Here is an 11864-nt window from a genome sequence, read left to right as displayed (position 1 = left end):
AAACGCTTTCTTCGCGAGTCATTTATGTTGATGCTATTTCTTACGGTCGCACTGGTCCATTTTGTCGCGCTGCTAAGCCCCGGCCCTGATTTCTTTTTTGTCTCCCAGACTGCCGTCAGCCGCTCACGCAAAGAGGCGATGATGGGCGTGCTGGGTATCACCGCAGGCGTGATGATATGGGCAGGCGTGGCGCTGCTCGGGCTGAACCTGATCCTGCAAAAAATGGCGTGGCTGCACAGCATTATTATGGTCGGTGGCGGCCTTTATCTGTGCTGGATGGGTTATCAGATGCTGCGCGCGGCGCTAAAAAAAGAGACGGCTTCGGGCGGCGCGCCGCATGTTGAACTGGCGACCGGCGGGCGCAGCTTTATAAAAGGCTTACTCACCAACCTCGCCAACCCGAAAGCCATCATCTACTTTGGCTCGGTGTTTTCGCTGTTCGTTGGCGAAAGCGTGGGCGCCAGCGCGCGCTGGGGCATCTTCCTGCTGATCGCCGTGGAAACCTTCGCCTGGTTTACCATTGTTGCCAGTTTGTTTGCCTTACCGGCTATGCGTCGCGGCTACCAGAGAGCGGCGAAATGGATCGACGGCATTGCCGGTGCGCTGTTTACCGGGTTTGGCATCCATCTCATTATTTCCCGCTAAACATTGTGTTCAGGCGTGGCGCGCGGAAGCCAGCAGCGCGCCCACCAGCATAAACAATGAACCAAACACTTTATTCAGCGCTTTCATCTGGCGTGGGCCTTTAATCCACGCCGCTATGCGTTGTGCGAGCGTTGCATAACCAATCATCACAATGATATCGACGACAATCGTTGTCGCGCCGAGCACCACATACTGCATAACCTGCGGCTGGTGCGGCACGATAAACTGCGGGAAGAGGGCGGCGAGAAACACAATGCTTTTCGGGTTCGTCAGGTTAACAAACACGGCTCGCTTAAACAGACGCCCGCGTGAGTGGGTCTGCGCCAGCGTGTTCAGATCGATAGCCCCGGCGGCTCGCCACTGCTGAATACCGAGCCAAATCAGGTAGGCAGCGCCCGCCCATTTCAGCACCTCGAAGGCAAGAACAGAGCGGGAGAACAGCGTTCCCAGACCGACGCCCACCAGCACGATGTGGATACCCAGGCCCGTTTGCAGCCCGGCAATGGACGCCGCTGCACCGCGATAACCGTGGCTAATCGATGTCGTCATGGTGTTAATCGCGCCCGATCCCGGCGACAGGCTCAAAATTATGGACGTCAGCAAGTAGGCGAACCACCACTCGAAGGTCATGAGAAACTCCCTGGTTGTCTGTTTTTATGCCACAATACGCTAATGTCAGCGGAATTTGCTATTGCTTAAAAAAAAACGATTTTACCGAGCTAACAGGGGCGAAATTCCGATGTTTCGGCATAAAAAATCATGGGAAACCAGAGAAAAAGCGTTCGCGGCTTTTACGATGGGGCCGTTGACGGATTTCTGGCGCTCGCGCGAAGAGGCTGAATTCACCGGCGTGGATAATGTCCCGGTGCGCTTCGTCCGCTTCTGCGCGCCAGGTAACGACCGGGTGATTGTCGTCTGTCCCGGGCGCATTGAAAGCTATATCAAATACGCCGAGCTGGCGTATGACTTGTTCCATCTCGGTTATGATGTATTAATCATCGATCACCGTGGGCAGGGGCTTTCCGGGCGTATGCTGGCGGATTCGCACCGTGGTCATGTGGTCAACTTTAGCGATTATGTCGATGACCTGGCGGCGTTCTGGGAACAGGAAGTGGCCAGCGGGCCGTGGCGTAAGCGCTATATCCTGGCGCACTCGATGGGGGGCGCCATCTCCGAGCTCTTTTTACAGCGATCTCCAAACGCGTGCGACGCTATCGCTATGTGCGCTCCGATGTTCGGCATTATTATCCGCCTGCCGGAATGGGTGGTGCGCCCGTTGCTCGACTGGGCGGAAAGCTACCCGCGTTTTCGTGAAGGCTACGCGCTTGGCACCGGAAGCTGGACAGCGTTACCCTTTGCTATCAACATATTAACCCACAGTCGCGAGCGCTACCGGCGCAATCTGCGGTTCTATGCCGACGAGCCGAGGCTGCGCGTTGGCGGGCCAACGATGCACTGGGTGCGTGAAGGTATCCAGGCGGGTGAACAAGCGCTGGCGGGCGCGGCAAAGGATGCGACGCCGACATTAATACTCCAGGCAGAAGACGAGCACGTGGTGGATAACCGCATGCACCAACGTTTTTGTGAAATTCGCGCTGCGGCAGGCCACCCCTGTGAGGGAGGTAAGCCGTTTGTCATACGCGGCGCGTACCATGAGATCCTTTTCGAAAAGGACGCTATGCGCGCGGTCGCGCTCAACGCCATCGTCGACTTTTTCGACAGGCATAACTAATTATTGAGGTTAAATTTTCTTATGTACCAGGTTGTTGCGTCTGATTTAGATGGCACGTTACTCTCGCCCGACCACACACTCTCTTCTTACGCCAAAGAAACGCTAAAGCTGCTCACCGCCCGTGGCGTCAACTTTGTCTTTGCCACCGGTCGTCACCATGTTGATGTTTCGCAAATTCGCGACAATCTGGATATCAAAGCCTATATGATTACCTCTAACGGTGCCCGCGTGCATGATACCGACGGTAATCTGGTCTTTACCCATAATCTGGATAGCGATATCGCCACCGATCTCTTTGCCGTAGTGCATAACGATGAAGAGATAGTGACCAACGTCTACCGCGACGATGAGTGGTTTATGAACCGCCACCGCCCGGAAGAGATGCGTTTTTTCAAAGAAGCGGTGTTCCAGTATTCGCTGTATGAACCTGCGCTGCTGGAGCCTGAGGGGATCAGTAAGGTCTTCTTTACCAGCATCAGTCACGAAAAATTGCTGCCGCTGGAGCAGGCGATAAATGCGCGTTGGGGCGATCGCGTCAATGTGAGTTTCTCGACGCTCACCTGCCTGGAAGTGATGGCGGGCGGCGTCTCGAAAGGGCATGCGCTGGAAGCGGTCGCCGGGGCGCTCGGTTACAGCCTGAAAGAGTGTATCGCTTTTGGCGATGGCATGAATGACGCGGAAATGCTGTCGATGGCGGGTAAAGGCTGCATCATGGGCAACGCGCACCAGCGCCTGAAAGAACAATACCCGGCGCTGGAAGTGATCGGTACCAATGCGGAAAACGCGGTGCCACATTACCTGCGCGAATTGTTTATGAAGTAATCAAACGTAAACTAAATACACAAACGTTGCGCAACTGAGTTCGCTACAATGAATGCTCACTATCTTGCGAGACATTCATTGTGGCGTTACTGATTATCACCACTATCCTGTGGGCATTCTCCTTTAGCTTGATTGGCGAGTACCTTGCTGGCCATGTCGACAGCTATTTCTCCGTGCTGATGCGCGTGGGTCTGGCGGCGCTGGTGTTTTTACCTTTTCTGCGCGCGCGTGGGCACAATCTGAAAACGCTTGGCCTCTATATGCTGGTGGGTGCGCTGCAACTTGGCGTGATGTACCTGTTCAGTTTTCAGGCTTATCTCTACCTGACGGTTTCCGAGTTTCTGCTTTTCACCGTGTTTACGCCGCTCTATATCACCCTGATTTACGATCTGCTGAGCAAACGTCGGCTGCGCTGGAGTTATGCCCTCAGCGCCGGGCTGGCGGTTATTGGCGCGGCGATCATTCGTTATGACAAAGTCAGCGATCACTTCTGGATTGGGCTTATCCTGGTGCAGCTGGCGAATATCAGCTTTGCCATCGGTATGGTCGGCTATAAGCGGCTGATGGAAACGCGCCCGATGCCGCAACACAACGCCTTTGCCTGGTTCTATCTCGGCGCGCTGGTGATTGCGGCGGCGGCATGGCTGGTGATGGGCAACCCGCAAAAGCTGCCGACAACGACGCTACAATGGGGCGTGCTGGTGTGGCTGGGCGTAGTGGCGTCCGGGCTGGGGTATTTTATGTGGAACTACGGCGCCACACAGGTAGACGCCGGTACGCTTGGCATTATGAACAATGTTCACGTTCCCGCCGGGTTGCTGGTTAACCTCGCCATCTGGCAGGAGCAGCCGCACTGGCCGAGCTTTATTATTGGGGGGGCGGTGATAATGGCTTCGCTGTGGGTCCATCGGCGCTGGGTCGCTCCGCGCTGCGCACAAACGGCAGATGATCGCAAGCGTGGTTCCGCGCTGAGCGAATAAACGCTTCGGTTACCGGCTGTCGCTGCTCGCCCTCGCGCACGGCGGCGTACAGCCGGCTCCACAACCCTTCGCCCAGGGTTTTGGTCACAACCAGCCCCTGGCGCTCAAAGCTTTCCACCACCCAGTGCGGCAGCGCGGCAATCCCCATGCGCGCCGCCACCATCTGAATTAATAACAACGTGTTATCCACGCTTTTCAGCGACGGACTGATGCCTGCCGGTTGCAGAAAGTGCCGCCAGATATCGAGCCGACTGCGCTGCACCGGGTAGATAAGCAGCGTTTCGCTGGCGATATCATCCGGCGTGATCCGCGCTTTCGCCGCCAGCGGGTGATCCGGCGCCAGTACCAGCCGCACTTCAAAATCAAACATCGGTGAGTAGTGCAGCCCGCTGCGCGGCAGAATGTCGGAGGTCATCACCAGATCCAGCTCGCCTTGTTGCAGCGCAGGCTGCGGGTCAAACGTCACGCCGGATTTAAAATCCATCTCGACCTGCGGCCAGTGCTGGCGGAAATTCTCCAGCGCAGGCGTCAGCCACTGAATACAGCTATGGCATTCGATAGCAATGCGCAGGGTTGCCTGCTGCGGTTCGTTACAGGCCTGTAGCGCGCGGCTGATCTGCGGCAGCACCTGATTCGCCAGCTGCAACAGAATTTCCCCCTGTGGCGTAAAGCGCAGCGGCTGGCTTTTACGCACAAATAGCCGGAAGCCAAGGCGCTGTTCCAGATCGCTGAACTGGTGGGAAAGCGCGGACTGCGTTTGATGCAGCGTTGCCGCCGCCGCCGCAAGCGACCCGCAATTCCGTAACGCCAGCAGCGTTTTCAGATGTTTAACCTCGATCATGAATGTCCTTCACTTCGCTATGAGCAATTTGCGCTTGAGGTTTATACAGTACCTTTACATTATGGATGTGTAAACATCTGGACGTCTAAAAATCCATTGTCTTTCGAATTGATGGTGCGTTGGCTGCGCTTACTCACACCGGTCACTTACATAAGTAAGCTCCCGGCGATTCATGCGCTTGCCGCCTTCCCTGAATTCGAAATCCTGCGGATTTGTTTAAAAGTGACATTCTTGAATCACACCTTCAGTACGCGCCGGGGGATTCAACCGTTTGTCGCCTTCAATCCTGCGGATTCACTAAAAAGAGGCTAAAAATGACCATTCTGAATCACACCCTCGGTTTTCCTCGCGTTGGCCTGCGTCGCGAGTTGAAAAAAGCGCAAGAGAGCTACTGGGCGGGTAACAGCAGCCGCGAAGAACTACTGGCGACCGGGCGTGAGCTGCGCGCGCGCCACTGGCAACAGCAACAAGAGGCCGGAATCGATCTGCTGCCGGTGGGGGATTTCGCCTGGTACGACCATGTGCTGACCACCAGCCTGCTGCTGGGTAACGTACCGGCGCGCCACCAGAACCCGGACGGATCGGTGGATATCGATACGCTATTTCGCATTGGCCGTGGCCGCGCCCCAACGGGGGAACCGGCGGCGGCGGCAGAAATGACCAAATGGTTTAACACCAACTATCACTACATGGTGCCGGAGTTCAGCAAAGACCAGCAGTTCAAACTGACCTGGACCCAATTGCTCGACGAAGTGGACGAAGCGCTGGCTCTTGGCCACAAAATCAAACCGGTGCTGCTCGGCCCGGTAACCTACCTGTGGCTGGGTAAAGTCAAAGGCGAGTCCTTCGATCGCTTAAGCCTGCTGAACGCCATCCTGCCGGTATACCAACAGGTGCTGGCAGAGCTTGCCAAACGCGGCATCGAATGGGTGCAAATTGACGAACCCGCGCTGGTGCTGGAACTGCCGCAGGCCTGGCTGGACGCGTACAAAACGGCTTACGCGGCGCTGAACGGTCAGGTGAAACTGCTGCTGACCACCTATTTTGAAGGCGTCACGCCAAACCTGGACACCATCACTGCGCTACCGGTGCAGGGGCTGCACGTGGATCTGGTGCATGGCAACGATAGTGTGGCGCAGTTGCATCAGCGTCTGCCCGCCGACTGGCTGCTCTCGGCTGGTCTTATCAATGGCCGTAATGTCTGGCGTGCGGATCTAACCGAAAAATACGCGCAAATCAACGCGATCGTCGGCCAGCGTAATCTGTGGGTTGGCTCGTCCTGCTCGCTGCTCCATAGCCCCATCGATCTGAGCGTGGAAACGCGCCTCGATGCCGAAGTCAAAAGCTGGTTCGCCTTTGCGCTGCAAAAATGCCATGAACTTGCGCTACTGCGTGACGCGCTTAACAGTGGCAACACACAGGCGCTGGAAGCGTGGAGCGCGCCGATTCAGGCTCGCCGCCACTCAACCCGCGTGCATAACCCGGCGGTGGCGAGACGTCTGGCGGCAATTTCGCCCCAGGATAGCCAGCGCCAAAGCCCCTACGCCGAACGTGCCAGGGCGCAACGCGCACGCTTTAACTTGCCTGCGTGGCCAACCACCACCATCGGCTCTTTCCCGCAAACCACTGAAATCCGCGGCCTGCGCCTGGACTTTAAAAAAGGCAAGCTGGATGCCAACAACTATCGCACCGGCATCGCCGGGCATATCAAACAAGCGATAGTCGAGCAGGAGCGCCTGGGGCTGGATGTGCTGGTGCATGGCGAAGCAGAGCGCAACGATATGGTGGAGTACTTTGGCGAGCATCTGGACGGCTTTGTCTTTACGCAAAACGGCTGGGTGCAAAGCTACGGTTCCCGCTGCGTGAAGCCGCCGATTGTGATTGGTGATATTAGCCGCCCGGAAGCCATCACCGTTGAATGGGCAAAATACGCCCAGTCGCTGACCGACAAACCGGTCAAAGGGATGCTCACCGGCCCGGTCACCATTCTCTGCTGGTCGTTCCCGCGCGAGGATGTCAGCCGTGAGACTATCGCGAAGCAGATTGCGTTGGCGCTGCGTGATGAAGTGGCGGATCTGGAAGCCGCCGGTATTGGTATCATCCAGATTGATGAACCGGCGCTGCGCGAAGGCTTGCCGCTGCGCCGTAGCGACTGGGATGCCTACCTGGCGTGGGGCGTGGAGGCTTTTCGTCTCAACGCGGCGGTTGCGAAAGACGAGACGCAGATCCACACACATATGTGCTACTGCGAGTTCAATGACATCATGGACTCTATCGCGGCGCTGGATGCCGATGTTATCACTATCGAGACGTCCCGCTCGGATATGGAGCTACTGGAGTCGTTTGAAGAGTTTGAATACCCGAACGAAATCGGCCCGGGCGTCTATGACATTCACTCGCCGAATGTGCCGAGCGTCGAATGGATTGAAGCGCTGTTGCAAAAAGCCGCGCTACGTATCCCGGCTGAGCGCCTGTGGGTGAACCCGGACTGCGGCCTGAAAACCCGTGGCTGGCCAGAAACACGCAGCGCGCTGGCTAACATGGTGAAAGCGGCGCAAAACCTGCGCCAGCAGTAAGCTACCGCGCCGCCCGTTGCATAACCGGCGGCGCGTTAATTATTTTTTACCGTGCTGCGCAAACCATGCCAGCATCCGCTGCCAGCCGTCTTTCGCGGATTCTTCATGATAGCTCGGGCGGTAATCTGCGTTAAACGCGTGCCCGGCGTCAGGGTAAACAATAATGTCTGCCCTGGCATTTGCCGCACGCAGCGCCTGACGCATGGTCTCCACGCTTTCCAGCGAAATACCCGTGTCCTGCGCGCCGTACAAACCGAGCACGGGCGCGTTCAGATCGGTTGCAATATCAACCGGATGGCGCGGCGAGTTAAGCGTTTTATCCCCTAACAACTTCCCGTACCACGCCACCGCCGCTTTCAGTTGCGGGTTATGCGCCGCATACAGCCAGGCGATGCGCCCGCCCCAGCAAAAACCGGTGATCAGTAATTGATGAGCATCGCCGCCGTTACGCGCAGCCCAGCTGGCGACATGATCGAGATCGGCGAGCACCTGGGCATCCGGCACTTTACTGACCAACTCGCTGAAGAGCGTCGGGATGTCGGCGTAATCATTTGGATTGCCCTGGCGGAAATAGAGCTCTGGTGCGATGGCCAGATACCCCTCCAGCGCCAGGCGGCGGCAAATATCGCGGATATGCTCATGCACGCCGAAAATCTCCTGCACCACTATCACAATCGGTAGCGGCCCTTCGGCATTTTGCGGGCGAGCGTGGTACGCAGGCATATTTTCGCCCTGCGTTGGGATCGTTGTTTCCCCCGCAGTGATGGCGTCTTCCGGTGTGTGTATTGTTGTTGAAGCAAGAGGTGAAGCCGCAGGTGCAAAGCCTGTTGGTCTGTTTGTTGTCATGGCATTCTCCATACCCTTTATTAGCGCTTCACTAACTATAGTCGGGAAGCGGTCGCTGCGCGCAAATCCACTCAGGCCAGGCTATCTTTGCTGCTGAATGAAGCAGTGCAATATCATAATGTGATGTTAGTCACTATTTTACAGAAACGTTATGCAAACATTTACAGTCGGAGTGATATCAATCACGAAACTTAGCCCGCGACTTCTGTAAAGTAGCTTTTTGCCTCTACTGATAAAACCGACCACAGAGGAGTCTGTCATGTCCAAGTCTGATGTTTTTCATCTCGGCCTCACCAAAAAAGATTTACAAGGGGCTACGCTGGCCATCGTCCCTGGCGACCCGGAGCGTGTGGAAAAGATCGCCGCGCTAATGGATGAGCCGGTCAAGCTGGCATCTCACCGTGAATTTACCAGCTGGCGAGCCATGCTGGACGGAAAAGCGGTTATCGTTTGTTCTACCGGTATCGGCGGGCCTTCTACCTCTATTGCCGTAGAAGAACTGGCGCAGCTCGGCATCCGTACCTTCCTGCGAGTGGGCACCACTGGCGCTATCCAGCCGCATATTAATGTTGGCGATGTGCTGATCACCACCGCGTCCGTCCGCCTGGACGGCGCCAGCCTGCATTTTGCCCCGATGGAGTATCCGGCCGTTGCTGATTTCGCCTGTACGACAGCGCTGGTGGAAGCCGCCGACGCTATTGGCGCAACGAAGCATATTGGCGTGACGGCGTCTTCTGACACCTTCTACCCAGGCCAGGAGCGTTACGACACCTTTTCAGGCCGCGTGGTTCGCCGCTTCAAAGGCTCTATGGAAGAGTGGCAATCCATGGGCGTGATGAATTACGAAATGGAGTCCGCGACGCTTCTGACCATGTGCGCAAGCCAGGGGCTACGCGCAGGGATGGTCGCCGGGGTGATTGTTAACCGCACCCAGCAGGAGATCCCGAACGCAGAAACCATGAAGCAGACCGAAAGCCACGCGGTGAAAATCGTCGTGGAAGCGGCGCGCCGACTGATATAAATCGCGCTTTTATTCTTTTTCAACGGCTTCCTGCGGGGGGCCGTTTCTGTTTTTGCGTAATGCTTCACAGGAAAGCTCTTTCAAACTGGACGTTTATACAGCACAATTCTCCGTTGTATGGATGAGCTAACAAGGGGGCGCGGTGGACACGTCAATAATTGTGATGGCAGCGGTTGCGCTGGCGGGAGTACTGGTCGGCTGGCTGGCGGCAAGCTGGCGCGGCGCGCAGCAGCAGGCGGAACTGCTTGCTGAGCAGCGCGACGTTTTCAGTGAACTTAGCGCCGCCAAACAGCAGATTAGCCAGAACGAGCACTGGCGCGAAGAGTGTGAACTGCTTAATAACGAGCTTCGAAGCCTCCAGCATATTAATAGCTCGCTGGAAGCCGACCTGCGCGAAGTCACCACCCGTCTCGAAGCGACCCAGTTGCATGCGGAAGAGAAGCTGCGCCAGATGCACAGCAGCGAGCAGCGTCTGAGCGAGCAGTTTGAAAACCTCGCTAACCGGATTTTTGAGCAGAGCAACCGCCGGGTGGATGAGCAAAACCGCCAGAGCCTCAACAGCCTCCTTACGCCGCTGCGCGAGCAGCTTGATGGTTTTCGCCGCCAGGTGCAGGAGAGCTTCGGCCAGGAAGCCCGCGAGCGCCATACCCTGGCCCATGAGATTCGTAACCTTCAACAGCTCAACGCGCAAATGGCGCAGGAAGCGATTAACCTGACGCGCGCGCTGAAAGGCGATAACAAAACCCAGGGCAACTGGGGCGAAGTGGTGCTGACCCGCGTGCTGGAGGCCTCCGGTCTGCGTGAAGGGTATGAGTATCAGACGCAGGTGAGCATTGAAACCGATAACCGTGCGCGGATGCAGCCGGATGTCATCGTCCGCTTGCCGCAGGGTAAAGATGTGGTTATCGATGCCAAAATGACGCTGGTGGCTTATGAACGCTATTTCAACGCGGAAGATGAATACGCCCGTGAAGCGGCTCTCCAGGAGCATATTGCCTCGGTGCGCAACCATATCCGTCTGCTCGGGCGTAAAGATTACCAGCAGCTTCCGGGGCTTCGCAGCCTCGATTATGTGCTGATGTTTATCCCGGTAGAACCCGCGTTTTTGATTGCTATCGACAGGCAGCCGGAGCTGGTTACCGAAGCGCTGAGAAGTAACATTATGCTGGTCAGCCCGACCACATTGCTGGTGGCGCTACGCACAATAGCGAACCTGTGGCGCTATGAGCATCAAAGCCGCAATGCGCAGCAGATAGCAGAACGGGCAAGCCGCTTATATGACAAAATGCGCCTGTTCGTGGACGATATGTCCTCAGTCGGCCAGTCGCTTGATAAAGCCCAGGATAATTACCGCCAGGCCATGAAGAAACTGAGCAGCGGGCGAGGCAATTTACTCGCCCAGGCCGAAGCGTTCCGCGGGCTTGGCGTTGAGATCAAACGCGAGATTAACCCGGAGCTGGCCGCAGAGGCGTTGGCGCAGGATGAGGAGTTTCGTTTGCGTGAGGGGCGCGCAGAGAATCGTTCAGATGCGCCCGCTGCGTGCGCAGAATCGCCTGTAAAAGCGTCCCCGACTGGTTGAAACGTAGGGCAATTGCGCCCAATCTGTTACACTTCAAATACAAATTCTTGAATAGCAGGCACTAAGATGGCGGAAGATTCAAAAGAGACGACGCACTTTGGTTTTCAGACCGTCGCCAAAGAGAACAAAGCTGACATGGTGGCGCATGTCTTCCATTCAGTGGCGTCAAAATACGACGTCATGAATGATTTGATGTCGATGGGCATTCACCGGTTATGGAAACGATTTACGATCGATTGCAGCGGCGTGCGCCGTGGGCAGAAGGTTCTTGATCTGGCGGGTGGGACCGGCGATCTGACGGCAAAATTCTCGCGCCTGGTGGGTGAAACCGGGCAGGTAGTACTGGCTGATATTAACGAATCGATGCTGAAAATGGGGCGTGAAAAGCTGCGCAACATCGGCGTTATCGGTAACGTTGAGTACGTTCAGGCCAATGCCGAAGCGCTGCCGTTCCCGGATAACACATTTGATTGCATCACCATCTCTTTTGGTCTGCGCAACGTGACCGAAAAAGAGAAGGCGCTGCGTTCGATGTTCCGCGTGTTAAAGCCCGGCGGTCGTCTGCTGGTGCTGGAGTTCTCCAAACCGGTTATCGAGCCGCTGAGCAAAGTCTATGACGCCTACTCTTTCCATGTTTTGCCGCGCATTGGCCAGATGGTGGCAAACGATGCGGAAAGCTATCGTTATCTTGCAGAATCCATTCGTATGCACCCGGATCAGGATACGCTGAAAGCAATGATGCAGGATGCAGGCTTTGAAAATGTAGATTATTACAACCTGACCGCCGGGATCGTTGCCCTGCACCGTGGCTACAAGTTTTGA

The 11864-nt window shown here is 56.3% G+C and carries 12 protein-coding genes; 9 read left to right on the top strand and 3 right to left on the bottom strand.

Annotated features, from left to right (window positions below):
• Nucleotides 1-24: 24 nt before the first annotated feature.
• Nucleotides 25-645 carry a threonine export protein RhtC gene (gene rhtC / locus ACTU3N_RS18230; RefSeq protein WP_443087543.1) on the top strand — a complete coding sequence of 207 codons (621 nt, stop codon included), beginning with the start codon at nt 25-27 and terminating at the stop codon, nt 643-645.
• 9 nt (nt 646-654) lie between these two features.
• Here rhtC and rhtB read toward each other — a convergent pair whose 3' ends face one another.
• On the bottom strand, nt 655-1275 hold the full coding sequence (rhtB, locus tag ACTU3N_RS18225) for a homoserine/homoserine lactone efflux protein (protein ID WP_443087542.1): 621 nt from the start codon (nt 1273-1275) through the stop codon (nt 655-657).
• A 109-nt stretch (nt 1276-1384) separates the two neighbouring features.
• Here rhtB and pldB point away from each other — a divergent pair, with 109 nt between their 5' ends.
• The 3 genes from pldB to ACTU3N_RS18210 all read left to right on the top strand — a co-directional run bounded on the left by pldB (nt 1385) and on the right by ACTU3N_RS18210 (nt 4179).
• Nucleotides 1385-2377, top strand: coding sequence for a lysophospholipase L2 (gene pldB, locus ACTU3N_RS18220; RefSeq protein ID WP_443087541.1), 993 nt, complete (start codon nt 1385-1387; stop codon nt 2375-2377).
• 21 nt (nt 2378-2398) lie between these two features.
• Nucleotides 2399-3199 carry a sugar/pyridoxal phosphate phosphatase YigL gene (gene yigL / locus ACTU3N_RS18215; protein WP_443087540.1) on the top strand — a complete coding sequence of 267 codons (801 nt, stop codon included), beginning with the start codon at nt 2399-2401 and terminating at the stop codon, nt 3197-3199.
• A gap of 80 nt (nt 3200-3279) precedes the next feature.
• Nucleotides 3280-4179: a carboxylate/amino acid/amine transporter gene (locus ACTU3N_RS18210; protein WP_443087539.1), complete on the top strand. Its 900-nt coding sequence runs from the start codon at nt 3280-3282 to the stop codon at nt 4177-4179.
• Here ACTU3N_RS18210 and metR read toward each other — a convergent pair.
• Complete coding sequence (metR, locus tag ACTU3N_RS18205) at nt 4067-5020, bottom strand: HTH-type transcriptional regulator MetR (protein ID WP_443087538.1); 954 nt, start codon at nt 5018-5020, stop codon at nt 4067-4069. The two genes, ACTU3N_RS18210 and metR, sit on opposite strands and share 113 nt — an antisense overlap.
• Between metR and ACTU3N_RS18200 the strand changes: the two genes are divergently transcribed.
• Both ACTU3N_RS18200 and metE read left to right on the top strand, forming a co-directional pair.
• Nucleotides 5003-5332 carry a hypothetical protein gene (locus ACTU3N_RS18200; protein WP_443087537.1) on the top strand — a complete coding sequence of 110 codons (330 nt, stop codon included), beginning with the start codon at nt 5003-5005 and terminating at the stop codon, nt 5330-5332. The two genes, metR and ACTU3N_RS18200, sit on opposite strands and share 18 nt — an antisense overlap.
• Nucleotides 5333-5334: 2 nt before the next feature.
• Entirely contained in the window at nt 5335-7596 is a 2262-nt protein-coding gene (gene metE, locus ACTU3N_RS18195) for a 5-methyltetrahydropteroyltriglutamate--homocysteine S-methyltransferase (protein ID WP_443087536.1), read from the top strand.
• Nucleotides 7597-7635: 39 nt separating this feature from the next.
• On the opposite strand, the gene ACTU3N_RS18190 is transcribed toward metE, so the two are convergent.
• On the bottom strand, nt 7636-8442 hold the full coding sequence (locus ACTU3N_RS18190; RefSeq protein WP_443087535.1) for a dienelactone hydrolase family protein: 807 nt from the start codon (nt 8440-8442) through the stop codon (nt 7636-7638).
• A gap of 259 nt (nt 8443-8701) precedes the next feature.
• On the opposite strand from ACTU3N_RS18190, the gene udp reads away from it, so the two are divergent.
• The 3 genes from udp to ubiE all read left to right on the top strand — a co-directional run bounded on the left by udp (nt 8702) and on the right by ubiE (nt 11864).
• Entirely contained in the window at nt 8702-9463 is a 762-nt protein-coding gene (gene udp, locus ACTU3N_RS18185) for a uridine phosphorylase (RefSeq protein WP_443087534.1), read from the top strand.
• A 142-nt stretch (nt 9464-9605) separates the two neighbouring features.
• Nucleotides 9606-11042: a DNA recombination protein RmuC gene (gene rmuC, locus ACTU3N_RS18180; protein WP_443087533.1), complete on the top strand. Its 1437-nt coding sequence runs from the start codon at nt 9606-9608 to the stop codon at nt 11040-11042.
• A gap of 66 nt (nt 11043-11108) precedes the next feature.
• Nucleotides 11109-11864, top strand: coding sequence for a bifunctional demethylmenaquinone methyltransferase/2-methoxy-6-polyprenyl-1,4-benzoquinol methylase UbiE (gene ubiE / locus ACTU3N_RS18175; RefSeq protein ID WP_443087532.1), 756 nt, complete (start codon nt 11109-11111; stop codon nt 11862-11864).

The organism is Vagococcus sp. WN89Y, assembly GCF_052220145.1.
GTDB lineage: Bacteria > Pseudomonadota > Gammaproteobacteria > Enterobacterales > Enterobacteriaceae > Kosakonia.
Note: the sequence above shows the minus strand (reverse complement) of the source record. Positions and strands in the feature narration are given on the sequence as shown.

Bases quoted from the DNA above. Each gene is read 5' to 3' on its own strand.
- rhtC (WP_443087543.1), top strand. From the start codon at position 25: ATGTTGATGCTATTTCTTACGGTCGCACTGGTCCATTTTGTCGCGCTG.
- metE (WP_443087536.1), top strand. From the start codon at position 5,335: ATGACCATTCTGAATCACACCCTCGGTTTTCCTCGCGTTGGCCTGCGT.
- metR (WP_443087538.1), bottom strand. From the start codon at position 5,020: ATGATCGAGGTTAAACATCTGAAAACGCTGCTGGCGTTACGGAATTGC.
- ACTU3N_RS18200 (WP_443087537.1), top strand. From the start codon at position 5,003: ATGTTTAACCTCGATCATGAATGTCCTTCACTTCGCTATGAGCAATTT.
- rhtB (WP_443087542.1), bottom strand. From the start codon at position 1,275: ATGACCTTCGAGTGGTGGTTCGCCTACTTGCTGACGTCCATAATTTTG.
- pldB (WP_443087541.1), top strand. From the start codon at position 1,385: ATGTTTCGGCATAAAAAATCATGGGAAACCAGAGAAAAAGCGTTCGCG.
- udp (WP_443087534.1), top strand. From the start codon at position 8,702: ATGTCCAAGTCTGATGTTTTTCATCTCGGCCTCACCAAAAAAGATTTA.
- yigL (WP_443087540.1), top strand. From the start codon at position 2,399: ATGTACCAGGTTGTTGCGTCTGATTTAGATGGCACGTTACTCTCGCCC.
- ubiE (WP_443087532.1), top strand. From the start codon at position 11,109: ATGGCGGAAGATTCAAAAGAGACGACGCACTTTGGTTTTCAGACCGTC.
- ACTU3N_RS18190 (WP_443087535.1), bottom strand. From the start codon at position 8,442: ATGACAACAAACAGACCAACAGGCTTTGCACCTGCGGCTTCACCTCTT.